This is a genomic window from Streptomyces himastatinicus ATCC 53653, assembly GCF_000158915.1.
Lineage (GTDB): Bacteria > Actinomycetota > Actinomycetes > Streptomycetales > Streptomycetaceae > Streptomyces > Streptomyces himastatinicus.
Genome location: NZ_GG657754.1, coordinates 5,205,489 through 5,228,941 on the forward strand (window position 1 = coordinate 5,205,489; position 23,453 = coordinate 5,228,941).

Below are 23,453 nucleotides of genomic sequence, written 5' to 3' on the forward strand. Positions count from 1 at the left end.
CCGCCGTTCGGGTGGTCGGCGCGGTGCGCGCCTCCGCTACAGGTACGGGCCCGAGCGGGCGCCTCCGTGCTCCGGCCCCATCCCCTCGTCCTCACCGCCGCCGACGCCCGGGGGCAGCGCCCTGCGCATCTGCTCCAGCTGTGCGCGGGCCGCCATCTGCTGGGCGAACAGCGTCGTCTGGATGCCGTGGAACAACCCCTCCAACCAGCCGACCAACTGCGCCTGGGCGATGCGCAGTTCCGCCTCCGTCGGGACCGAGTCCTCGGTGAAGGGCAGCGACAGCCGCTCCAGCTCCCCGATCAGCTCGGGGGCGAGACCGTCCTCCAGTTCCTTGACCGAACTGGCGTGGATCTCCTTGAGACGCGCACGGCTCGCCTCGTCGAGGGGTGCGGCGCGGACCTCCTCCAGCAGCTGCTTGATCATGCTTCCGATCCGCATGACCTTCGCGGGCTGTTCGACCATGTCCGTCACGGGAACCTCGCGCGACTCGTCGTCACCACTGCCATCGCCAGGAGTGACACCGCCGAGCGCCATGCCGTCCGGACCGACGACCAGGACGTGCGGGCTCTCCTGCGATCGTTCGTTCATCGGCTGGTTCATACCCCCATTGTTCCGCACCGCCACCTCCGGGGGAGGCTGCGGGGGCTCCCCGGGGCCCCGGGGAGCCCCGGACCGTCCGCGTCCGCTCCGCGCCCCGGCCGTATCCCCGCCGTCTCCGCTCCGCGTCCCCGCCGCGTCCCGCCGCGTCCTCAGTGGCGGCGTAGCCGCAGGCCGAGGAAGGCCAGCGCGAGCCCCAGCCCGGCCAGCGCCAGCCCGGTGCCCAGCGGCAGCACCCGCGTCGCCAGGTCCCCGGGCGACGCGGCGGTCCGCTCGGTGGCGTACGGACGATCATCCTGGGGCAGCTCGTCCGCCCCGCGTCGCTCCTGCTCATGGGGGAGCCGAAGCGACGACGGCGTCCAGTCCGGAACCAGCGACGGGCGCGGGTCGGCCTGGTCCCGCCCGCTCGGCCGGCCGCCCGGGTCGGCCGGGGTGCGCGAAGGCCGCGCGGGGTCGGCCGAGGGGTCCGGCGAGGGGGTGGGCGCCGCGGTCCGGCCTGGGTGGGCCCGGCCCTCCCCGGCCCGGGTCCCCGCCAGATCGCCGTCGTCGGCGCGCGCCGCGGCCTGCGGGGCGGCGAACAGGGCGGCGCCCGCCAGCAGGGACGCCGCGGGCAGCCTCAGACGTTTCAGGTGCCTCACGGGATGAGAGTCACACGACGGGGCGATCCGGGCATTCCGGGCGCGGCCGATCAGGCCATGGCGGCCCCGCCCGGAGCCGAGGGCCGCGCTCAGACCGTCAGCAGCACCTTGCCCACATGGCCGCTGGACTCCAGCAGCCGGTGCGCCTCCGCGGCCTCCCGCATCGGGAGCGTACGGTCCACGATCGCGCGGACCCGGCCGCTGCCGATCAGCGGCCAGACGTGCTCCCGTACCGCCGCGACGATCGCCGCCTTCTCGCCGAGCGGACGGCCCCGCAGCCCGGCCGCGGTCACCGCGCCGTTCTTGCCCAGCAGCTTGACCAGGTTCAGCTCGGCCTTCGCCCCGCCCTGGAGACCGATGATCGCGAGCCGTCCGTTGACGGCCAGCGCGTCCACGTTCCGGGCCAGGTACTTCGCCCCGACGATGTCCAGGATGACGTCCGCCCCGGCGCCGTCGGTGGCCGCGCGGACCTCCTCGACGAAGTCCTGCTCGCGGTAGTTGATCAGTACGTCGGCCCCCAGCTCCCGGCAGGCCGCCAGCTTCTCCGCCGACCCGGCCGTGACCGCCACCCGCGCCCCGGCCGCCTTCGCGAGCTGGATGGCCATGGTGCCGATGCCGCTCGACCCGCCGTGCACCAACAGCGTCTCGCCCGGCCGGAGATGGGAGATCATGAAGACGTTCGACCAGACGGTCGCGGTCACTTCGGGCAGCCCGGCGGCGGTGACCAGGTCGACGCCGTCGGGCACCGGCAGCAGTTGGCCCGCCGGGACCGCCACCTTCCCGGCGTACCCGCCGCCCGCCAGCAGCGCGCACACCTCGTCGCCCACCGCCCAGCCGCTGACGCCGGGGCCCAGCTCCACGATCCGGCCCGAGCACTCCAGACCGGGGTATTCGGGGGCGCCGGGCGGCGGCGGATAGTGGCCCTGCCGCTGCATCAGATCGGCGCGGTTGACGCCACTGGCCACGATCTCGACCAGGACCTCCCCCTCGCCGGGCACGGGATCGGGCACCTCCGTCCACTGGAGCGCGTCGGGGCCGCCGGGTTCAGGAATGGTGATCGCATGCATGGCCGCGAGGCTACTCCTGGGGCGTCGGCGCGCGAACGATGGTGATCAACCGGTCGGCGGCCTGCAACGGGCTCGCGTCCGGGTCGTCGTACGCCAGCAGCCGATGCCCGCGCCGTACGGACACCACGAGGTCGTCCGTGTCCCGCACCGACCTGCCCACCTCGGCCTTCACCACCGTGCGCTCCACCAGGTCCAGGCCGCTGCCCTGCTGGATCAGGTCCTCGATCACCGCCCCCGCGGTCGGCGACTGCACGCTCAGCCCCAGCAGCCGCCCCGCCGCGCTCGCGCTCGTGATCACCGCGTCCGCGCCCGACTGGCGCAGCAGCGGCGCGTTCTCCTCCTCGCGCACCGCCGCCACGATGTTCGCGCCCTTGTTGAGCTGCCGCGCGGTCAGCGTGACCAGCACCGCCGTATCGTCCCGCTGGGTCGCGATCACGAACTGGCGGGCCCGCTGCGCCTCCGCCCGCAGCAGCACATCGCTGCGGGTCGCGTCCCCGACCACGCCCGCGAACCCCTCGGAGGTCGCGGACTCGATCACCTTGTGGTTCGGATCGACCACCACCACCCGCCCCTTGGGCAGTCCGCCCGCGATGAGCGTCTGGACGGCGGACCGTCCCTTGGTGCCGAAGCCGATGACGACGGTGTGATCGCGCAAGGCGGACCTCCAGCGGTTCAGGCGGTATTGCTCGCGGGTGCGCTCGGCGAGGACTTCGAGCGTGGTGCCGACCAGGATGATCAGGAACAGCACGCGCAGCGGCGTGACCAGCAGGATGTTGGTGAGCCGGGCGCTGTCGCTGTGCGGGACGATGTCGCCGTAGCCGGTCGTGGACAGCGTCACGGTGGAGTAGTAGACGGAGTCGAGGAAGTCGACTTTGTCGTCGGCGTTGTCGTGGTAGCCGCTCCGGTCCATGTAGACGATCAGGACCGTCAGCACCAGGACGAGCAGCGCCAGCAGCAGCCGGCGGCCCACCTGGCGCAGCGGGCCGTCCGGGTAGCGCGGCAGATGGACACGGTGACCGGTGTCCTCCGGTGGCGTACGGGCCGCCGCGTCATGACTGGGCAGCTTCACGCGTGGCCCTCCTGGGTGGGTATGCCATCGTCGTCGTCATCCTGGCCGCTGCCGCCGGTGCCGCCGGTCCCGCTCGACCAGGGGAGTTCCAGCACCTCGACCTCCGTGCCGCGTCCGGCCCCGCCCGGCGGGATCACCGCGAGCGCGTCCGCGACCGCGACGCCGCGCAGCATCGCCGGACCGCTGAAGCGCAGCGGCCGCGCCTCGTCGTACCGGAACGTCACCGGCACCAGCCGGGTGTTGTGCGGATGCCCGCTCACCGCCTCGGCGAGCGGGGCCGGGCGGCGCTCGGGCTCGGGGCGGCCCGTCAGCGTCCGCAGCAGCGGCTCCGCGAGCGTCAGCAGCCCCGATACGGCGGCCAGCGGATTGCCCGGCAGGCCGACCAGATGCCGTTCGGGCGCGAGGCGGGCCAGCAGCATCGGATGGCCCGGCCGCACCTCCACCCCGTCCACCAGCAGCTCGGCCCCGAGCCGGTGCAGGGTGGGGTGCACATGGTCCACCGGGCCCGCCGCGGTGCCGCCCGTCGTCACGACGAGGTCCGCCGACGAGCCGTCGATCGCCGCGTACAGCGCGTCCGCCTCGTCGGCGATCCGGCGGGTGCTCGACACCTCCGCGCCCAGCGCCCGCAGCCACGGCCCCAGCATGGGCCCCAGCGCGTCCCGGATGCCGCCCTCGCGGGGCAGCCCCCGGTGCAGCAGCTCGTCCCCGAGGACCAGCACCTCCACCCGCGGCCTGCGCACGGTCGCCAGTTCGTCGTACCCGGCGGCGGCCGCGAGCCCCAGCACGGCGGGCGTGACCCGCGTGCCCGCGGGCAGCAGCAGATCGCCGCTGCGGCACTCCTGGCCGCGGGGGCGGATGTCCTGCCCGAAGCCGACCGGCTGCGGCGCCTTCGCCGCGTACAGCCAGCCGTCGCCGGTGTCCGCGCCGTACTCCGAGCGCAGCACGGCGGTGGCGCCGGGCGGGATCCGGGCCCCGGTGGCGATCTGCACGGCGTGCCCGTCGGACAACGGCTCGACCACGCCGGTCCCCGCCAGGATCCCGCGCCCCGACCGGCCCGCCGTGAGCCGCCACGGGCCCGGCCCGGCGAGGGCCCAGCCGTCCATGGCGGACGTGTCGAACGGCGGCAGGTCGGTCAGCGCGGTGAGCGGTTCGGCGAGGACATGCCCGAGCGCGTCGTCGAGCGCCCGCAGGACGGGCGCGGCGGCCCTGGCGGGAGCGGCTCGGGCGGCTCGGGCAGCGATGCGGCGGGCGTCTGGCCAGGCAGTCAGGGGAGCCTCGGGTGGGTGCGCGTCGGGTGCGTTGTCGGGTGCGGGGGCGAGGTCTCCGGGACGAGGGTCCTGGACCGTATGTCTACGGCGCCGGGAGCCCTGAAGCGCGGAGTCGTCCGGAAGTCCACGGCGCCACACATCCACGTCGGCGTCCAGGGCCCCCGCCCCTGCGACCCCGCCCCCTCCCGGGTACGTCGGCTCTCCCTCCGGTGGCATCGCTTCCGGTCGATGCAGGGTCGGCGGCGGCCAGCCCAAGGCATCGTCGGGCACAGGCGGGGGCGCCTTCCGGTTGTCGGGGGCGCCGTGGCGGATGGTGCGCGCCACGCTCGGCGGGGGCCAGCCCAGCTCGGGGTCCGGCACGTCCGGCGGTGGCGAGGCCCGTTGGGCGGTGGCCTTCTCGTTGGCCAGGGCCAGGGCCTCGTCGACCTGGCGGTCGAGCCCGTCGGCATCCCCGGAACGGGGGTCCCGCCGCGTCATTCCTCGTCAGCCCAACGCGCCGCCAGGGCAGCCGCCTTGCGGCTGGCATCGGCCAGGGCCTCGGGGCCGCCGCCCTGCTGCGCGGCGGCATAGCCGACGAGGAACGTGGTCAGCGGGGCGGCGGGCCGGGCGACACCGTGCGCGGCGTCCCGGGCGAGGTCGAGGAGGGCGGCGGTGTCGACATCGAGGTCGATCCCGAGTTCTGCTTTGACTGCGGCGATCCATTCTTCCAGCACGTGTCCATGCTCCCTGATGCGCGCACGGGCTGTCGTGATGTCCTCCCAGGTGTCGCAGTCGAAGGAGGCGGTGGCATGCGGGATGTGGTGGAGGTTCAGCTCGCCGGTGAGCAGCCGGAGCGGCAGTCCGCCGAGGCCGCCGTGCTCGGTGGCGAGCAGCGCGATCTCACGCCGCAGCGGTTCGGCGCGGTAGGCGGCGACGAGGGGCTGCTCGCGCCCGTCCGGGTCGGTGAGCACGGCGCCGTCGGCCTGTCCGAGCCCGGTGAGCAGGGCCTGCACGGTCTCCCCGGTGAGGAACGGCAGGTCGGCGGAGAGCAGGAGGACGACGGGGGCGGTGGTCCCCCGCACGCCCGCGTCGACGGCCGCGACCGGACCGCCGCCGGGCGGCTCCTCCCGCGCCCAGCGGACGGGCCGTACGGTGGGTCGGCGCGGGCCGACGACCACGGTCTCCCCGGCTCCCCGGCACGCCCCCAGCACCCGGTCCAGGAGGGCACGTCCGCCCACGCGGAGCGCGGGCTTGTCCACGCCGCCGAGCCGCCGGGCGGCACCCCCGGCCAGGATCACCGCGTCATACGTCACCCTCCGAGTATGGCCGCTGGGCCGGACACTCCCTACAGCCCCCGCAACAGCACCGAGGGCTGCTCCACACAATCGGCCACATACCGCAGGAACCCGCCCGCCGTCCCGCCGTCGCACACCCGGTGGTCGAACGTGAACGACAGCTGCACGACGTGGCGGACCGCCAGTTCGCCGTGGTGCACCCAGGGCTTGGGGGCGATCCGTCCGACGCCGAGCATGGCGGCCTCGGGGTGGTTGATGATCGGCGTGGAGCCGTCGACCCCGAACACGCCGTAGTTGTTCAGCGTGAACGTGCCGCCCGTGAGGTCGGAGGGGGACAGCGCGCCCGCTCGCGCGGCCTCGGTCAGCCGCGCTATCTCGGCGGCCAGCCCCTCGACGCTGCGCGTATGGGCGTCGCGGACGACGGGGACGACGAGACCGCGGTCCGTCTGCGCCGCGAACCCCAGGTGCACCTCGGCGAGCCGGACCACCTCACGGCGCTCCATGTCCACCGTGGCGTTCAGATCGGGGAAGCGCGCGAGGGCGGCCGTGCAGATGCGGGCCAGCACGGCGAGCACGGAGATCTTGGGGCCGACGGCGGCGTTCATGGCCGTGCGGGCGGCGAGCAATTCGGTCGCGTCGGCGTCCACCCAGCACGTGGCGTCGGGGATCTCGCGGCGGCTACGCGCGAGCTTGTCGGCCACGGCGCCCCGCACCCCGCGCAGGGGGATGCGCTCCCCGCGCTCTCCCCGCTCCTCGCTCACCGGCTCCTCGCCCACCGGCTCCGCGGTGCCGGGGATGGCCCGCTCGACGTCGGCGCGCAGGATCAGGCCCTCGGGACCGGAGCCCACCAGCTGCCGCAGGTCGATGTCATGCTGCCGGGCAAGCCGCCGGACCAGGGGAGAGATCACCGGAACGGGACCCTCCACGGTCGTGGCCGCCGCCTCCCCGTTGGCAGGCCCCCGGGCGGGTCCACTGGCGGGCGCGTGGGCAGGTCCGCCGGCGGGCCGCACCCGGCGCCGCCGTGCGGCGGGGGCGCCCGTGCCGTATCCGACGAGCACATTGCCGGACCCCTCGCCGGAGCCGCTCACCGCGCTCCGCTCACCGGAAGACGCGGGGTCCTCCGAGCCGGGTGCCACGAGCGCGTTGCCGGAATCACCGGCCTCAGCGGAACCACCACCCTCACCTGGTCCACCGGACACACCGGAAGACGCCACTGTCAGCAGCGGCGCACCCACCGGCAGCTCCGTGCCCTCCTCCCCGAATCGCGCCGTCACCACCCCGGCATACGGGCACGGCACGTCCACCATGGCCTTCGCGGTCTCGACCTCCACGACCGGCTGGTCGACCGCCACGACGTCGCCGACCTCGACCAGCCAGCGCACGATCTCCGCCCCGGTGAGCCCCTCCCCCAGGTCGGGCAGCGTGAACTCCCGCACGACAGCCATCAGACCGCGCTCCCCTCGGTCCACTCCGACTCCCACTGGAGCCGGGCGACGGCATCCAGCACCCGGTCCACGCCGGGCAGATGGTGCCGCTCCAGCATCGGCGGCGGATACGGGATGTCGAACCCGGCGACCCGCAGCACCGGCGCCTCCAGGTGGTGGAAGCACCGCTCGGTGACGCGGGCGGCGATCTCGCCGCCGGGGCCGCCGAAACCGGCGGCCTCGTGGACGACGACCGCCCGCCCGGTCCGGCGCACGGAGGCGCATACGGTCTCGTCGTCGAAGGGGACGAGCGAGCGCAGGTCCACGACCTCCAGGCGCCAGCCCTCGGCCCGCGCCGCCTCGGCAGGCTTCGAGGCACACCGGGACGAAGGGCCCGTACGAGATCAGCGTGGCGCTGCGGCCCCCGCCCGCCCCGGGGTGGACCACCGCCCGCCCGATCGGCGGGACCTCGGCCGGGTGGTCGGCGTCCCAGTCGGCCTTGGACCAGTACAGCCGCTTGGGTTCGAGGAAGACGACCGGATCGTCGGAGGCGATGGCGGCCCGCAGCAGCCCGTACGCGTCGGCGACGGTCGCCGGGGCGACGACATGGAGGCCGGGGGTGGCCATGTAGTACGCCTCGGAGGAGTCGCTGTGGTGCTCGACGCCGCCGATGCCGCCCCCGTACGGCACGCGCACGGTCAGCGGCAGCGGCACCGCGCCCCGGGTGCGGTTGCGCATGCGGGAGACATGGCTGACGAGCTGCTCGAAGGAGGGGTAGGCGAAGGCGTCGAACTGCATCTCGACAACGGGCCGCAGCCCGTACATGGCCATGCCGACGGCGGTGCCCAGGATGCCCGCCTCCGCCAGCGGGGTGTCCGTACAGCGGTCGTCGCCGAACTCCTCGGCGAGCCCGCTGGTGATCCGGAAGACGCCGCCCAGGGTGCCGACGTCCTCACCGAGGACATGGACCGCCGGGTCGGCGGCCATGGCGTCGCGCAGCGCCCGGCCGAGGGCCTGGGCCATGGTGGCGGGCTTGCGCTCGGTGGCGGTGGTCATCGCTCCCCCTCGGCGTCGAGTTCGGCCCGCAGCTGCGCCGCCTGCTCCCGCAGCTGGCTGGTCTTCTCGGCGTAGACGTGCTCGAACAGCTCCAGGGGGTCGAGGACCGGGTCCTGGTGCATGCGGGTCCGCAGATCGGCGGCGAGCCGCTCGGCGGAGTCGCGCACGGCCCGGATCCCGTCGTCGCCCAGCAGCCCGCGGTCCCGTATGGCCGCCTCCAGGAGCGCGATCGGGTCGTGTTCGCGCCATGCCTCGACCTCGGCGTCGGAGCGGTAGCGGGTGGCGTCGTCGGCGTTGGTGTGGGCGTCGATCCGGTAGGTGACGGCCTCGACCAGGGTGGGGCCGCCACCGCCGCGGGCCCGGCGGACGGCCTCGCCGAGGACCTGGTGGACGGCGGCCGCGTCATTGCCGTCGACGAGCCGCCCGGGCATCCCGTAGCCGACTGCCTTGTGGGCCAGGGAGGGGGCGGCGGTCTGCTTGGCGAGCGGGACGGAGATCGCGAAGCCGTTGTTCTGGACCAGGAACACCACGGGGGCCTGCCAGACGGCCGCGAAGTTGAGCGCCTCGTGGAAGTCGCCCTCGCTGGTGCCGCCGTCGCCGACCAGGGCGAGCGCCACGACGTCGTCGCCCTTGAGGTGCGCGGCGTGGGCCAGACCGACCGCGTGCGGCAGCTGGGTGGCCAGCGGGGTGCTCAGCGGGGCGACGCGGTGCTCCCGGGGGTCGTAGCCCGAGTGCCAGTCGCCGCGCAGCAGGGTGAGGGCCTGGACGGGGTCGAGCCCGCGGACGACGGCGGCCAGGGTGTCGCGATAGCTGGGAAAGAGCCAGTCGCGCTCCTCCAGCACCAGTCCGGCGGCCACCTGGCAGGCCTCCTGCCCGGTCGAGGAGGGGTAGACGGCCAGCCTGCCCTGCCGGGTGATTTTTTGTGTTTCTGCACGTTGTAGCGGCGGCCGTGCACCAGCTCCCGGTGGAGCCTGGTCAGCAGGTCGGGGGCGAGGTCGGCGGCGGCGGAGGTGCCCAGCAGGCGGTACGGCTCGGGGTCGGGCAGCAGCGGTGCGGCGTCGGTGCGGGGCCGCCAGGCGGGCGGGGGAGTGGGGTGGTAGGCGCCGGGCTGCTCTAGGACCGTCATGACACGACCTCCTGGGCGGGCAGACTGCTGGAGGGCGGGCGTGCCGAGCGGCATCGCCCTCACCTACCGATTGTTCGGTCGTTGACGCATTTTGGCTACAGGCGACCCGAGCCTGTGGACAAACGGTTCTGCACAGCCTGAGATGAAGACAGGACGTCCATGAAGGGGAGGCGGGGCGGTATGCAGGACGAACAGATGGCCAATCCGGGCGGCAAACCTCCCGCGCGCCCCCTGGATCCCATCGACCGTGACATCCTGCGACTGCTCCGGACGGACGGCCGGGCCTCCATACGGTCCGTGGCCGAGCAGGTGCACGTCTCGCGCGCCAACGCCTACGCCCGGATCAACCGGCTCCTGGACGACGGGGTGATCCGGGGCTTCAGCGCCCGGGTGGACCAGGAGCGGGCCGGGCAGGGGGCGTCCGCGTACATCACGCTGAAGATCGTCCAGAACTCCTGGCGCACCGTGCGCGAACAGCTCGGGATGCTGCCGGGAGCCGCCCACATCGCCCTGGTCAGCGGGGATTTCGATGTGCTGCTGCTGGTGCACACCGAGGACAACCGCTCGCTGCGCGAACTGGTCCTCACCCGGATCCAGGCCATCCCCGAGGTGCTGAGCACCCGCACCCTGCTGGTCTTCGAGGAAACGGATCTGGACCCGGAGGTCTAGGGGTGTCTAGTTCGTGGGGACGCGCAGCCCCGCGAAGGCGGTGCGGACCACGGCCTCGGCCACCTCGTCGGCTCCCGCGGCCCCGCCCCGGCCGGGCCGGTACCACTCCACAATGGAGTTGATCATGCCGAAGAGCAGCCGGGTCGCCAGCCGCGCGTCCACATCGGTGCGCAGATCGCCGTCGGCGGCCGCCCGCTTGAGCAGATCGGCGACCTGGTGGTCGAACTCCCTGCGGCGCTCCATGGCCCACCGCTCGGTGTCCGTGTTGCCGCGGACCCGCAGGAGCAGGGTGACGTAGGGCAGCTCCGCCATCAGCACCTCGGCGGTGCGCCGGGTCACGTGTTCCAGCCGTTCGATCGCCCGGCCGTCGCGCGCGCCCGGCTCCTGGAGGATGCCGAACAGCCCGTCCAGCGCACGGCTTATGGCCCGCCGGAGCAGCTCTTCCTTGCCCTTGACGTGGTGGTAGATCGACGACTTGGAGATCCCCGCGGCACGGGAGAGGTGCTCCATGGAGGTGCCGTCGTAGCCGCGCTCGTTGAACACCTCCACGGCGACCGCGAGCAGCGATTCGGGCGTATAGGTGTCGCGCTTGACCATGGTCATGATTAGAGCAGCTTTCCCTCGGTGGCGGCACGCCGGATCAGGGCCTGGGAAGGGGCGTAGCGGCCGGTGGGACAGGCGTCGTGGAGGTTCTTCAGGACATCGCGCACCCAGCCCGCGCCGAGCTGGTCACCCCAGTACAGCGGACCGCGCGGATAGTTGACTCCGGTGCGCATGGCGGTGTCGATGTCCCCGGCGCTCGCCACCCCGCGGGCGACGGCGTCCGCGGCGAAGTCCACGAGCATCGCGACGGTGCGGGCCACGATCATGCCGGGGAGGTCTCCCACCACGCTCACCTGCTTTCCGAGCGCCTGGAAGAGGCCGGTCGCGGCGGCCGTGGCCAGGGGGTCGGCGGTCGCGGAGGGGGCGAGGGCGATGCGGGTGGCCGTGCGGTAGTCCAGCGCCAGGTCGAACCGGATACCGGGGGCGAAGGGGTCCGTGGTGGCGGCGGATCCGTCGGTCAGGGACAGCCGGGTGCCGTCGGGCAGCGCGAGGAAGCCGCCGGGCCCGGCCTCCGCGACGGGCTCGCGCACCAGCGTGATGCCCGCCTCCTCGATGAGGGGGACGAGCCCGGCGGCGGGGCCCAGGTCCCCATGGAGGGCGATCTTCGCGGGGGCGTCGCAGGGCTCGGCGGTGTGCGGGCGGGGGCGCGGTGCGCCGTCGGCGTGGTCGTACCAGCCGCGGCCCGTCTTGCGCCCGTGCAGTCCGGCGTCGACCAGGCGGCGCTGGGCGAGGGACGGGGTGAATTTCGGATCGTGGAACAGCGATTCCCAGACGGATCGGGTGACGGCCTCGTTCACGTCCTGGCCGATGAGGTCGGTCAGCTCGAAGGGGCCCATCCGGAAGCCGCCGGACTCGCGCAGGACGGCATCGATGGTGGCGGGGTCGGCGCCGCCCTCCTCGTACACCCGGAAGGCCTCCGCGTAGAAGGGGCGGGCGATCCGGTTGACGATGAACCCGGGGGTGTCGGCGCAGCGCACCGGGGTCTTGCCCCATGCGGCGACGGTCTCGTACGCGCGGTCGGCGGCGGCCCGGTCGGTGGCGAACCCGCGGACGACCTCGACCAGCGGCAGCAGCGGGGCCGGGTTGAAGAAGTGGAGGCCGACGAGGCGGCCGGGGCGGCGCAGGGCGCCCGCGACGGCCGTGACGGAGAGGGAGGAGGTGTTGGTGGCGAGCAGACAGCGGTCCGAGACGACGGTTTCGAGGGCGGTGAACAGCTGCTGCTTGGCGCCCAGCTCCTCCAGGATGGCCTCGATGGCCAGCTCGGTGTCGGCCAGGTCCGCGAGGCGGTCGACGGCGGCGAGCCGGCCGAGGGCGGCGTCGCGGCCGGCCGCGGCGAGGGAGCCCTTGGCGACCAGCCGGTCGAGGCGGGCCGCGATGGCGTCCACGGCTTGGGCGGCGCGGCCGGGCGCGGCGTCATAGAGCCGCACCGGATGCCCGGCGACCAGCGCCACCTGGGCGATTCCCTGGCCCATGGTGCCGGTGCCGACGACGGCTACGGTGCCGGTGCGCTGGATCCCACGGTCGCTCGTGCCGCTCGCAGTCATACCGCTGATCCTTTTCGACGAAGTTATCCACAGGTCCGCCAGGCCCTCTTGTCCCGACCGATCGTTCGGTTAATCTAACTCTGTCGCCACTTCCAGCCCAGCTCAATCCCAGCTCGACGAGGAGTTGGTCAGCCGTGACCGCCGGACTCACCACAGACCAGTTGACGAAGACGCACCGTCCCACCCTCGACCAGGCCCTGGAGGCGATCCGTACCCGCGCCTATTGGTCCCCGCACCCCGAGCATCCGAAGGCGTACGGCGGGGAGGGCCAGGGCGGGCGGCCCAGCCTGAGCGTCGCCGAGGGCCAGACCGTCTTCGAGGCGCTGCGCGGCACGCGCCTGGAGCTGGACCAGCCGGGCACCGACGGCTGGACGGGCTCCGAGATCTCGCCGTTCGGGGCCGAGATGGGCATGGAGTATCCCCATCCGGATATCGACGTGCTGCTGCCCGCGATGCGGGCGGGGATGCCCGCCTGGCGGGATGCCGGACCCGAGGCGCGTGCCATGGTCTGCCTGGAGATCCTGGCCCGGATCAGCGCCCGCTCGCATGAGTTCGCGCAGGCGGTGATGCACACCAGCGGACAGGCGTACATGATGGCGTTCCAGGCGGGCGGCCCGCACGCCCAGGACCGCGGTCTGGAGGCCGTGGCGTACGCGTTCGCGGAGCAGACGCGCACGCCGGGAGCCGCCGACTGGTCCAAGCCGCAGGGCAAGCGCGACCCCCTGGAGCTGCGCAAGACCTTCACCGCGGTGCCGCGGGGCATCGCGCTGCTGATCGGCTGCAATACCTTCCCCACGTGGAACGGCTACCCGGGCCTGTTCGCCTCGCTCGCCACCGGCAACCCGGTGCTGGTCAAGCCGCATCCGCAGGCGGTGCTGCCGCTCGCGCTGACCGTGCGGACGGCGCGCGAGGTGCTGCGGGAGGCGGGCTTCGACCCCAACCTGGTGGCGCTGGCGGCCGAGCGGCCCGACGAGGGCATCGCCAAGGTCCTCGCCGTGCGCCCCGAGATCCGCATCATCGACTACACGGGCTCGACGGCCTTCGGCGACTGGCTGGAGACCCACGCCCGGCAGGCCCAGGTCTTCACGGAGAAGGCCGGGGTCAACACGGTCGTCATCGACTCCACCGACGACTACAAGGGCATGCTGGCCAATCTGGCGTTCTCCCTGTCCCTCTACAGCGGCCAGATGTGCACCACCCCGCAGAACCTGCTGATCCCCCGCGAGGGCATCGCCACCGACGCCGGTCCCAAGGCGTACGACGAGGTGGTGGCCGATCTGGCGGCGGCGGTCGACGGGCTGCTGGGCGACGACGCGCGGGCGAGCGCGCTGCTCGGCGCGATCGTGGGCCCGCGGGTGCGGGAGCGGCTGGAGGCCGCACCCGGGCTCGGCGGCGTCGCGCTCGCCTCCCGCGCGGTGGCCCACCCCGACTTCCCCGATGCCACGGTGCGTACGCCGCTGGTGGTGAAGGCCGACGGGGCGCGGAAGTTCTGGGAGGGGGCGGACGCGGACGCGCCCTATCTCTCCGAATGCTTCGGCCCGGTGTCCTTCGCCGTCGCGGTCGACTCCGCGGCGGACGCGGTCGCCCTGCTGCGCCGCACCACCCGGGACAAGGGCGCGATGACGGTCGGTGCGTACACGACGTCGCCCGAGGTGGAGCGGCTGATCGAGGAGGCGTGTCTGGAGGAGTGCGCCCAGCTGTCGCTGAACCTGACCGGCGGGGTGTATGTGAACCAGACCGCGGCCTTCTCGGACTTCCACGGCTCGGGCGGCAACCCGTCGGCCAACGCCGCGCTGTGCGACGGGGCGTTCGTGGCGAGCCGCTTCCGCACGGTGGAGGTGCGGCGCCCGGCCTAGACCGTGCTGTCCCGCGGATGCGCGGGAGGTCCTCCCCAGTGGAACAGGGCCATGGCCACGCTGGTGGCCAGGTTGTAGTAGGACACCTGGGAAAAGAATGGGAAGGGCCACCAGCCGGGTGGCCCTCTTGCGCAGCTCCGGCGAGAGCCCGTGGCGCTCGGAGCCGAACGCCAGAAGGGCGTCATCGGGGATGGCCAGGGACCGGATGTCCTCCCCCTCCGCGTCCAGGGCGTACAGCGGTCCCGGCGGGAGGGCGTCGGTCGGCAGCCGTTCGACCGCGGTGGCGAAGTGGAGGCCCGCACCCGAGCGCACGGCGTTCGGGTGCCAGGGGTCGATGTCCCCGGTGGTGACCACTCCCGCGGCCCCGAACCCCGCGGCGAGCCGGACCACGGCACCGTCGTTGGGAGGTTGCGGGGGTTGTCCAGGACGACGACCGGTGCTGGCCTCGGCTGCCGCGCCAGGGCGTCCAGATTCCCCTGCCGCCCGCGCCTGACCGCCAGCGCGGCGACGCGGGTGGGGTGCACCCGGGGGACCAGAGCGCGCAGGGTCCGGTCCGGCACCTCCACCAGGAGATCCGTGATCACCTCGGTGAGATCACCGGCCAGCTCCGCCGCCAGCTCCACCGCGGCGGCCTTGTCGCTGGTGACCGCGACCCGCACCGAGGCACCGAAGCGGAGCGCATGCTTCAGCGCATGGAAGCCGTCGAGCAGCACGGTCTCGGGGGCCGTCTCGCGCCACTGCCGCTCGGCGAGCGTGGCCTGGTCCTCAGTCATCCCCTCAGCGTACGGGGGCCGGGGCCGCCATCCCGGGCCGCTGGCAGGGCCACGACCCGGGGCCGTCCCGCCAGTCGCTGACGGGGTAGTCGACATAGCCGTCGGCCCCGCCGGTGTAGTACGTGGCGCGATCACCGGCCGCCAGCTCACGGCCCATGGCGAACCGGGTGACCAGATCCGGATTGGCGATGAAGTGGGTGGCGAAGGAGACGGCGTCGGCGTTCCCCGAGGCGATGAGGGCGTTCGCCGAGCCGCGGTCGTAGCCGTTGTTGGCGATCAGCGGGCCGTCGAACCGCCGCCGGTAGCGGGCGATCTCCCCGGCGTCCGGAGCCTCCTCCGGTGTGGCGAGGTCCCGTCCGCGCAGATGCAGATAGGCCACGGGGTGGTCGTTGAGCGCCGACACGAGCGCGTCGTAGTCGGCGAGCGTCTCCTCGTCCGCCCGGAACATCGCTCCGTCCGTCCAGTACGGTCCCAGCCGGACCCCGACCCCCCGTCCTCCCCAGGGCACGGCGGCCGCGTCGACGATCTCCAGCAGCAGCCGCCTCCGGGCCGCGCGGTCGCCGCCGTAGGCATCCGTCCGGTGGTTCAGCCGCGGGTTGAGGAACTGCGCGATCAGGAACGAGCCGAGGGCACCGATCTCGACCCCGTCGAACCCGGCCCGCCGGGCGTTCTCCGAGGCGGCGCCGAAGTCGGCGACGGTGGCGGCGATATCGGCCGTGGTCATGGCCCGGGGCGTGACGGTCTCCTTGAACCCGCCGGAGGTGAAGGACCGCGTCCGGGGATTGATCGCCGAGGGTCCGGCGGGCCGCCGTCCGCCCAGGTGGTCGGGGTGCGAGGCGGCGCCGGTGTGCCACAGCTGGAGCACGATGCGGCCGCCGAGCGCGTGCACGACACCGGTGACCCTCCGCCATGCGGCCACCTGCTCCTCGGTGTAGATGCCGGGCACATTGACGAAGCCGATCGCCTGCTCGCCGACCCAGGTCCCCTCGGCGATGATCAGCCCGGCGCTGGCCCGCTGGCCGTAGTACGCGGCGTGCATCGCGGTCGGCACCAGCCCGTCACCGGCGGCGCGGGCGCGGGTGACCGGTGCCTTCACCACCCGGTTGGGCATCCGGAAGCCGCCGAGGTCCGCCGGGCTCAGCAGCGGCTGTCCCAGGGCTGACGCGACAGCGGTGTCGGCGGTGAAGGCAGCGGTGTCGGTGGTCTCGACGGTGTACATGGTCGGTCTCCCTCTTCCTGGCTTCCTGGCTTCCTGGCTTCCTGGCTTCCTGCCGTGCGGCGCGGGCACGGGGCGGACGGTCGGCGGCATACGGTCACGTCAGGCCCGTTTCGCGCGTCATCCCGGTGACGGTGCACGGAGGCGAAAGGTGACCCATGGACGAGCAGGACCGGCTGGCGGAACGGTTCGAGGCCCATCGCAGCCATCTGCGGGCGGTCGCCTACCGGCTGCTCGGCTCGCTCAGCGAGGCGGACGACGCCGTCCAGGAGACCTGGCTACGGCTCAGCCGCAGCGACGCCGACCGGGTCGAGAACCTGCCCGCCTGGCTGCACACGGTCGTCTCCCGGTTGTGCCTGGACATGCTGCGTTCGCGCTCCGCCCGCCGCGAGGAGCCGATCGAGCGGCAGCCCGCCCAGCAGGTCCGGGACGACGGCGGGGGCGACCCCGAGGGCGAAGCGGTGCTGATCGACTCGGTCGGCCGCGCGCTGCTCGTGGTGCTGGACACGCTCGCCCCCGCCGAGCGGATCGCCTTCGTCCTGCACGACGCCTTCGCCGTGCCGTTCGACCAGATCGCCCCCGTCGTGGAGCGCTCCCCTGCGACGGCGAAGAAGCTCGCCAGCCGCGCGCGGCACAAGGTGCGCGGCACGCCCGCGGTCTCCGCCGACGGCCTGGCCGCCCAGCGCCGGGTCGTGGACGCCTTCCTCGCCGCCGCGCGCGACGGCGATCTGGAGGGGCTGCTGACGGTGCTCGCCCCGGACGTCGTACGCCGCGCCGACCGGGCGGCCCTCCCGCCGGGCGTCCCGACGACGTCCCGCGGTGCGCGCGCGGTCGCCGAGGAGACCAGGGTGCTCGGGCGCCGGGCGCGGTTCGCCGCACCGGCGCTGGTGAACGGGTCGGTGGGCGTGGTCGTGGCGCCGCACGGGCGGTTGCTGCTCGCCCTCACCTTCACGGTCGAGGACGGGCGCATCGCCGGGTACGAGGTGATCGCCAACCCGGTGCGGCTGCGCGGGCTGGAGCTGGCCGTCCTCGATGGCTGACGCAGACGACCGACGCAGGCGGCTGACGCAGACGGCTGGCGCAGACGGCTGGCGCAGACGGCTGGCGCAAACGGCCGACGCACCGGCGCGGGCCGGGGCCGCTCAGCCGGTGAGCGTGGGGGCGGGCTTCTCGTCGTCCGGCCGCTCGTCGTGCTCCCCCGCCCGCTGCCGTGGCAGACGGACGGTGCGCGCGGCCAGCCGGTCGCGGGCCCGGGTCGCCTTCCGGACGGTCCAGAGCAGGAAGGCGGTCGGCAGGAAGACCGCGTCGGCGGCGATGGCGGCGAGCGAGAAGAAGGGCAGGCCGAGCGCGACGGCGATGCCGATGTGCTCCAGCATCAGCAGCACCAGCATGGCGTTCTTGGCCCGGCGGTTCAGCAGGGTGAAGGGGAAGGCGACCTGGACGATGACCGTGCCGTAGGTCAGCAGCATCACCAGGGTGCCGCTGCTCGCGAGGGCGTCGGCCAGGGACGGCCAGGGCGAGAAGTAGTCCAGGTGGAGCGGGTAGTAGAGGGCGGTGCCGTCCTGCCAGCGCGATCCCTGGACCTTGTACCAGCCGGCGGAGGCGTAGAGCAGGCAGACCTCGCCCATGATCACCACGAGGGCGCCGTTGTGCGCGAGGTTGGCGAGCATGTCCAGGACGGTGCGCGGCTCCCCCGGTGCGTAACGGCGCGCGAGCCACCAGCCGCCCTGGATGAGCCACAGCCCCCACAGGATCGTGGCCCAGCCAAGACCGGGGAGCGGGCCGTCGGCGATCGGGGACAGCCCCGCGTCGGTGAACAGCTGGACCCAGGCCAGGGCGAGCCCCAGGACGGTCCACAGCACGATTCCGGTCGTATCGCGCGGCGGCTCCTGCCCGTCCGGGCGGCGGGCGGCGCGGCGGGCGTCGAGCGACCAGACCTGGCCGCACCGGGTGAGCACCAGGTAGAGCGACATCAGGTGGATGAGGTTGTCGCCGCCGTCGCCGAGGAAGATGGAACGGTTCTGGAGCGACAGCACGCCGAGCATGAACAGCACGGACATGGTGCGGGTGCGCCAGCCGAGCAGGAGCAGCAGGGCCGAGACGAGGGCGAGGGCGTAGACGGTCTCGAACCACAGGCCGCTGTCGGACCACATGAGCGCGGTGAAGGCGCGGTTGCCGTCGATCAGCTGACGGGCCATGTCCCAGCTCCAGGGACCGTCGGGGCCGTACAGCTCGCGGCGGTGGGGCCATTCGCGGAGCAGGAAGAGCAGCCAGGTGAAGGAGAAGCCGATGCGCACCACGGCCGTCTGGTGGGGGCCGAGCGCGGTTCCGGTGACGCGGGCATGGCCGCGCGCCATGGCGGCCTGGACCCGCACGAGGGCGGTCTGGACAGCGGATATCGTCACCGGCGCGCCCCCTCGGGAAGGTCGGCCGCGGTCGTCGTCCACCAGGGCAGGGTCCGGTAATACGTCTTGGTGTCGGTCTTCTCGTCGCTCCACGGCGGTGCGGCCAGCTGCGTGGTAGCGGACCGCACCTGGACGCGCTGCACCGTGCCGCCGTCCGTCTCCGGGCCGAGGCGGAGCATGACGATCCGGCGTATGTAGTGCTCGGAGAGGCTGCCGCGGGTGCCGTTCGGCCGTTCCTGCGCGTCGTGCGAGCCGAGGTAGAACTCCCAGGCGCGGCGCAGTTCGTTCTGCTGGGTGTGGCTGGGCAGCGGGTTGTGGTGGATGGCGGCGCCGTCCTGGGCGGAGATGTTGGTCCAGCCGGTGGTCGCGAGGCCGCCGTCGGGGGTGCGTATCTCGGCCCGGGCCTGGATGGCGATGTCCTGCTGGAGGGGATTGGGCGCGAAGAGCTTCCAGTTCCGCTCGAATTCGGGGTACGTGTAGTCGTCCATCGCCGCCCCGTGCCGCTTGCTGATCGTGTTGGGCGGCGCGACGCTCAGGAACGCCATCCCCAGGTGAAGGGCCGCGGCGACCGCGACGGCGGCGACCGCCACCGCGACGATCAGCTGTGACGGCAGGGAGAGGGCGGCGAGCCGCTCCGCCGCCTCGTCGTCCGGCTCATCCGGCTCCGTTTCCGCCATGCCCCGCCCCACTCCCGATGGTCCAGGTCTGCGCACCCGGCCCGGACGGCTGCGCGCCCACGGCCCCCGGTGGGTGTCCTCTCGCCCGCACGCTACCGATGCGGCCCTCCCGGCACAGCACCCTCAGCGTTATCCACAGGCTTGACACCCTACGTTCCTCCGGCACACCATTGAACCGAACGATCGGTCGGTCGGTTGGTTGCCGGGCTGGTCGTCGGGACGGACGGCGGGGACGGACGGCGAAGGGGCTTCGCATGACGACGACGGCGGCGGATGCCGGGGCGGGGGCGTACGAGGCGGTGTTCGACGCCGCCCTGGCCGCGGACGAGCGCATCGAGCCGCGGGACTGGATGCCCGACGACTACCGGGCGTCCCTGGTCCGGCAGATCGCCCAGCACGCCCACTCCGAGATCATCGGCATGCAGCCCGAGGCCAACTGGATCAGCCGCGCCCCCTCGCTGCGGCGCAAAGCAATCCTCATGGCGAAGGTCCAGGACGAGGCGGGCCACGGCCTGTATCTGTACAGCGCGGCGGAAACCCTGGGCACCAGCCGGGACGAGCTGCTCGACAAGCTCCACTCGGGCCGCCAGAAGTACTCGTCGATCTTCAACTACCCGACGCTGACCTGGGCCGACGTGGGCGCCATCGGCTGGCTGGTGGACGGCGCGGCGATCACCAACCAGGTCCCGCTGTGCCGCTGCTCCTACGGGCCGTACGCACGGGCGATGGTCCGGATCTGCAAGGAGGAGTCCTTCCACCAGCGCCAGGGGTACGAACTGCTGCTGGCCCTCAGCCGGGGCACCGAGGCCCAGCACGCCATGGCCCAGGACGCGGTGGACCGCTGGTGGTGGCCGTCGCTGATGATGTTCGGCCCGCCCGACGACGCGTCGGCGCACTCCGCCCAGTCGATGGCCTGGAAGATCAAGCGGCATTCCAACGACGAGCTGCGCCAGCGTTTCGTCGACATCTGCGTCCCCCAGGCCGAATCCCTCGGCCTGACCCTCCCCGACCCCGATCTGAAGTGGAACGAGGAGCGGGGACACCACGACTTCGGCCCGATCGACTGGGACGAGTTCGGCGAGGTGCTGCGGGGAAACGGGCCGTGCAACACCCAGCGCATCTCCCAGCGGCGCCGGGCCCATGAGGAAGGCGCCTGGGTGCGCGAGGCGGCCGCGGCGTACGCGGCCAAGCACGGGGAGGCACGGGCATGAGCGGCGAAGGAAACGGCGCATGGCCGCTGTGGGAGGTGTTCGTCCGCGGCAGGCGCGGCCTCGCGCACACCCACGCGGGATCCCTGCACGCCCCGGACGCGGAGATGGCCCTGCGGAACGCGCGCGATCTGTACACCCGCCGCTCGGAGGGCGTCTCGCTCTGGGTGGTGCCCTCCGCCTCGATCACCGCCTCCTCGCCGGACGAGAAGGACCCGTTCTTCGAGCCCGCCGCCGACAAGCCCTACCGGCACCCCACGTTCTACGAGATCCCGGAGGGGGTGCGGCACCTGTGACCGCGGCCCTCGCCCTGGGCGACGACGCGCTGGTGCTCTCCCACCGGCTGGGGGAGTGGGCGGGGCACGCCCCCGTGCTGGAGGAAGAGGTCGCGCTCGCCAACATCGCCCTCGACCTGCTCGGCCAGGCCCGGGTGCTGCTCTCCCTCGCCGGCGACGAGGACGAGCTGGCGTATCTGCGCGAGGAGCGGGCGTTCCGCAACGTCCAGCTGGTCGAGCAGCCGAACGGGGACTTCGCCCACACCATCGCCCGCCAGCTCTACTTCTCCACCTACCAGGAGCTGTTGTACGAGGAGCTGGCGCGCGGCGACGGCCCCTTCGCACCGCTGGCCGCGAAGGCGGTCAAGGAGGTCGCCTACCACCGCGACCACGCCGAGCAGTGGACGCTGCGGCTCGGCGACGGCACGGAGGAGAGCCATCAGCGGATGCGCCGCGCGCTGGACGCGCTGTGGCGGTTCACCGGCGAGCTGTTCGAGCCGGTCGAGGGCTGCGAGGTGGAGTGGTCCGCGCTGCACGGCGCATGGCTGAGCCGCGTCACGGCCGTCCTCACCCGCGCCACCCTGAGCCTGCCCGAGGGTCCGTGGCGCGGTGCCTGGGCGGCCGGGGCCGGGCGCCAGGGCATCCACACCGAGCCGTTCGGCCCGATGCTCGCGCAGATGCAGCATCTGCACCGCAGCCACCCGGGGGCGGCATGGTGACGCCCGCGCCCCACGCCCCCACCGCGCTCGAAGAGGAGCTGCGGCGGCTGGCCGGGGCCGTGCCGGATCCGGAGCTGCCGATGGTGTCCCTGGCCGAACTGGGCGTGCTGCGGGGGCTGCGGGTCCTGGCACCGGGCCGGGTCGAGGTCGAGCTGACCCCCACCTACACCGGCTGTCCCGCGGTGGAGACGATGGCCGCCGACATCGAGCGGGTGCTGCACGACCGGGGCGTGCCCGAGGTCGAGGTCCGCACCGTGCTCGCGCCGCCCTGGACGACGGACGCGATCAGCGCCGAGGGCCGCCGCAAGCTCGCGGAGTCCGGCATAGCGCCGCCCGCGCCACGGCGGGCGGCGGCGGGCGGGCCGGTCCCCGTCGAGCTGACGGTGCGCTGTCCGCACTGCGGCTCGACCGAGACCACGCTGCTGAGCCGCTTCTCCTCCACCGCGTGCAAGGCGCTGCGCCGCTGCGAGACGTGCCGCGAACCGTTCGACCACTTCAAGGAGTTGTGATGGCCGCGGAAGCGGTGCCCGCCTTCGCGCCCCACCACGGCGCATTCCATCCGCTGCGGGTGGCCGCCGTCGAACCGCTCGCCGACGACGCGGTGGCCGTCACCCTCCGGGTGCCGCCCGCGCTGCGCGAGACGTTCCGCTTCGTCCCCGGGCAGCACATCGCGGTGCGGCGGTTCACCGACGGCGCGGAGATCCGGCGTACGTATTCGATCTGCACCCCGGCCCCGGGCCCGGAGGGACCCGAGCTGCTGCGCGTCGGGGTGCGGCTGGTGGAGGGCGGCGCGTTCTCCACGTACGCCCTCAAGGAGCTGGCGGTCGGGGAGGTCGTGGAGGTGATGGCCCCCGCGGGCCGGTTCGTGCTCGCCCCCCGGCCCGGCCACTTCGCCGCGGTCGTCGGCGGCAGCGGCATCACCCCCGTGCTGTCCATCGCCGCCACACTGCTGGAGCGGCAGCCCGAGGCCCGCTTCTGTCTGATCCGCAGCGACCGCACCGCCGCCTCCACGATGTTCCTGGAGGAGATCGCCGACCTCAAGGACCGTTGGCCCGACCGGTTCCAGCTGGTGTGCGCCCTCTCCCGGGAGGAGCAGCAGACCGGGCTGGTGTCCGGGCGGCTGGACGAGGAGCGGCTGACCGGGCTGCTGCCCTCGCTGCTGCCGGTGCGCTCGGTGGACGGCTGGTTCCTGTGCGGTCCGTACGGGCTGGTGCGGGCCGCCGAGCGGGCACTGCGCGGACTCGGGGTGCCTCGCGGCCGGGTCCATCAGGAGATCTTCCATGTGGCGGCGGAGCCCGGCGAGGGCGTCTCCCCCGCGCCCCGCCCGGCCGCCGCGCCCTCGCACAGCACCGTGACGGCGACCCTGGACGGCCGGTCGGGCAGCTGGCCGGTGCGGGACGGGGAACCGCTGCTGGAGACCGTGCTGCGCAATCGCGCCGACGCGCCGTACGCGTGCAAGGGCGGGGTGTGCGGGACCTGCCGGGCGTTCCTGGTCTCCGGGGAGGTGCGGATGGACCGGAACTTCGCGCTGGAGCCGGACGAGGTGGAGGCGGGCTATGTGCTGTCCTGCCAGTCCCATCCCGTCGGCGAGCGGGTGGAGCTGGACTTCGACCGCTGACCGGCCGCCGCCCCGGGTCGGGGTGGCGCGGCGGGGTGACGCGGAGGGGTGACGCGGAGGGGACGTTCGGGGCGTTCCCTTCTTGTAGAACCTGTTCTATCTTGACGGGCCGTCAGACGTAGCTCAACGGCGCGGGAGGACGGACAGTGGACTTCACCTTCACCGAGGAGCAACAGGCGGCCGTCGAGGCGGCGCAGCCGTCTTCTCCTCCACAACACCGGACGGCGTGCCCAGCCCTGCCCTCACCCCCGGCGCCGTCGCCGACGACATCGACCGCGCGCTGTGGCGCAGACTCGCCGACGCCGATCTGCTCGGGCTGACCCTCGACCCGCGCCACGGCGGCTCCGGGCTCGACCCCCTCGCGCTGTGCC

The 23,453-nt window shown here is 73.5% G+C and carries 20 protein-coding genes and 4 pseudogenes; 9 read left to right on the top strand and 15 right to left on the bottom strand.

The window, feature by feature from the left end; translation table 11 throughout:
• Positions 1–36 precede the first annotated feature (36 nt).
• The 9 genes and pseudogenes from SSOG_RS21920 to SSOG_RS21960 form a co-directional block, all read right to left on the bottom strand.
• Positions 37–600 carry a bacterial proteasome activator family protein gene (locus SSOG_RS21920; protein WP_009716426.1) on the bottom strand — a complete coding sequence of 188 codons (564 nt, stop codon included), beginning with the start codon at positions 598–600 and terminating at the stop codon, positions 37–39.
• Positions 601–749: 149 nt separating this feature from the next.
• On the bottom strand, positions 750–1,235 hold the full coding sequence (locus tag SSOG_RS21925) for a hypothetical protein (protein ID WP_009716427.1): 486 nt from the start codon (positions 1,233–1,235) through the stop codon (positions 750–752).
• A gap of 89 nt (positions 1,236–1,324) precedes the next feature.
• Entirely contained in the window at positions 1,325–2,302 is a 978-nt protein-coding gene (locus tag SSOG_RS21930) for an NAD(P)H-quinone oxidoreductase (RefSeq protein WP_009716428.1), read from the bottom strand.
• A gap of 10 nt (positions 2,303–2,312) precedes the next feature.
• The gene (locus tag SSOG_RS21935; protein ID WP_009716429.1) at positions 2,313–3,371 is read right to left on the bottom strand and encodes a potassium channel family protein; all 1,059 of its coding nucleotides are present in this window, start codon (positions 3,369–3,371) and stop codon (positions 2,313–2,315) included.
• The gene (locus SSOG_RS21940; protein ID WP_078510364.1) at positions 3,368–5,116 is read right to left on the bottom strand and encodes a molybdopterin molybdotransferase MoeA; all 1,749 of its coding nucleotides are present in this window, start codon (positions 5,114–5,116) and stop codon (positions 3,368–3,370) included. The genes SSOG_RS21935 and SSOG_RS21940 overlap by 4 nt, the downstream gene beginning before the upstream one ends.
• Positions 5,113–5,931, bottom strand: coding sequence for an NTP transferase domain-containing protein (locus SSOG_RS21945; RefSeq protein WP_039938326.1), 819 nt, complete (start codon positions 5,929–5,931; stop codon positions 5,113–5,115). Before SSOG_RS21945 ends, SSOG_RS21940 begins: the two co-directional genes overlap by 4 nt.
• Before the next feature lie 32 nt (positions 5,932–5,963).
• Positions 5,964–7,358: a dihydrolipoamide acetyltransferase family protein gene (locus SSOG_RS21950; RefSeq protein ID WP_009716432.1), complete on the bottom strand. Its 1,395-nt coding sequence runs from the start codon at positions 7,356–7,358 to the stop codon at positions 5,964–5,966.
• Positions 7,358–8,393, bottom strand: a pseudogene (locus tag SSOG_RS21955) (alpha-ketoacid dehydrogenase subunit beta). The gene SSOG_RS21950 and the pseudogene SSOG_RS21955 overlap by 1 nt, the downstream one beginning before the upstream one ends.
• Positions 8,390–9,519, bottom strand: a pseudogene (locus tag SSOG_RS21960) (thiamine pyrophosphate-dependent dehydrogenase E1 component subunit alpha). Before SSOG_RS21960 ends, SSOG_RS21955 begins: the two co-directional pseudogenes overlap by 4 nt.
• A 180-nt stretch (positions 9,520–9,699) precedes the next feature.
• Between SSOG_RS21960 and SSOG_RS21965 the strand changes: the two are divergent.
• A complete protein-coding gene (locus tag SSOG_RS21965; protein ID WP_009716435.1) occupies positions 9,700–10,188 on the top strand; it encodes an Lrp/AsnC family transcriptional regulator in 489 nt (162 codons plus the stop codon).
• Between the two features lie 6 nt (positions 10,189–10,194).
• On the opposite strand, the gene SSOG_RS21970 is transcribed toward SSOG_RS21965, so the two are convergent.
• Together SSOG_RS21970 and SSOG_RS21975 are read right to left on the bottom strand one after the other, a co-directional pair.
• Positions 10,195–10,791, bottom strand: a complete 597-nt coding sequence (locus SSOG_RS21970; protein ID WP_009716436.1) for a TetR/AcrR family transcriptional regulator — start codon at positions 10,789–10,791, stop codon at positions 10,195–10,197.
• 2 nt (positions 10,792–10,793) lie between these two features.
• Entirely contained in the window at positions 10,794–12,335 is a 1,542-nt protein-coding gene (locus SSOG_RS21975) for a 3-hydroxyacyl-CoA dehydrogenase (protein ID WP_009716437.1), read from the bottom strand.
• A gap of 134 nt (positions 12,336–12,469) precedes the next feature.
• Here SSOG_RS21975 and paaN point away from each other — a divergent pair, with 134 nt between their 5' ends.
• Complete coding sequence (gene paaN, locus SSOG_RS21980) at positions 12,470–14,191, top strand: phenylacetic acid degradation protein PaaN (protein ID WP_009716438.1); 1,722 nt, start codon at positions 12,470–12,472, stop codon at positions 14,189–14,191.
• On the opposite strand, the pseudogene SSOG_RS21985 reads toward paaN, so the two are convergent.
• A pseudogene (locus tag SSOG_RS21985) lies at positions 14,188–14,964 on the bottom strand (TrmH family RNA methyltransferase). The gene paaN and the pseudogene SSOG_RS21985 overlap by 4 nt on opposite strands.
• Positions 14,965–14,968: 4 nt before the next feature.
• Positions 14,969–16,183: an alkene reductase gene (locus SSOG_RS21990; RefSeq protein WP_106516436.1), complete on the bottom strand. Its 1,215-nt coding sequence runs from the start codon at positions 16,181–16,183 to the stop codon at positions 14,969–14,971.
• A gap of 155 nt (positions 16,184–16,338) precedes the next feature.
• Here SSOG_RS21990 and SSOG_RS21995 point away from each other — a divergent pair, with 155 nt between their 5' ends.
• Positions 16,339–17,220 carry a sigma-70 family RNA polymerase sigma factor gene (locus SSOG_RS21995; protein WP_009716441.1) on the top strand — a complete coding sequence of 294 codons (882 nt, stop codon included), beginning with the start codon at positions 16,339–16,341 and terminating at the stop codon, positions 17,218–17,220.
• Positions 17,221–17,322: 102 nt separating this feature from the next.
• Here the strand turns inward: SSOG_RS21995 and SSOG_RS22000 are convergent, their stop codons facing one another.
• On the bottom strand, positions 17,323–18,537 hold the full coding sequence (locus SSOG_RS22000) for an HTTM domain-containing protein (protein ID WP_050800335.1): 1,215 nt from the start codon (positions 18,535–18,537) through the stop codon (positions 17,323–17,325).
• A 44-nt stretch (positions 18,538–18,581) separates the two neighbouring features.
• Entirely contained in the window at positions 18,582–19,262 is a 681-nt protein-coding gene (locus tag SSOG_RS22005; RefSeq protein WP_050799922.1) for a DUF5819 family protein, read from the bottom strand.
• Positions 19,263–19,516: 254 nt separating this feature from the next.
• On the opposite strand from SSOG_RS22005, the gene paaA reads away from it, so the two are divergent.
• From paaA to SSOG_RS56205, 6 genes and pseudogenes are all read left to right on the top strand, one after another.
• The gene (gene paaA / locus SSOG_RS22010) at positions 19,517–20,473 is read left to right on the top strand and encodes a 1,2-phenylacetyl-CoA epoxidase subunit PaaA (protein WP_009716444.1); all 957 of its coding nucleotides are present in this window, start codon (positions 19,517–19,519) and stop codon (positions 20,471–20,473) included.
• Positions 20,470–20,766, top strand: a complete 297-nt coding sequence (paaB, locus tag SSOG_RS22015) for a 1,2-phenylacetyl-CoA epoxidase subunit PaaB (protein ID WP_039938328.1) — start codon at positions 20,470–20,472, stop codon at positions 20,764–20,766. Before paaA ends, paaB begins: the two co-directional genes overlap by 4 nt.
• Positions 20,763–21,464 carry a 1,2-phenylacetyl-CoA epoxidase subunit PaaC gene (gene paaC / locus SSOG_RS22020; RefSeq protein WP_039938329.1) on the top strand — a complete coding sequence of 234 codons (702 nt, stop codon included), beginning with the start codon at positions 20,763–20,765 and terminating at the stop codon, positions 21,462–21,464. Before paaB ends, paaC begins: the two co-directional genes overlap by 4 nt.
• Complete coding sequence (gene paaD, locus SSOG_RS22025) at positions 21,458–21,973, top strand: 1,2-phenylacetyl-CoA epoxidase subunit PaaD (RefSeq protein WP_009716446.1); 516 nt, start codon at positions 21,458–21,460, stop codon at positions 21,971–21,973. The genes paaC and paaD overlap by 7 nt, the downstream gene beginning before the upstream one ends.
• A complete protein-coding gene (locus tag SSOG_RS22030; protein WP_009716447.1) occupies positions 21,973–23,082 on the top strand; it encodes a 2Fe-2S iron-sulfur cluster-binding protein in 1,110 nt (369 codons plus the stop codon). Before paaD ends, SSOG_RS22030 begins: the two co-directional genes overlap by 1 nt.
• Positions 23,083–23,228: 146 nt before the next feature.
• Positions 23,229–23,453: pseudogene (locus SSOG_RS56205) on the top strand (acyl-CoA dehydrogenase family protein); the annotation flags it as partial.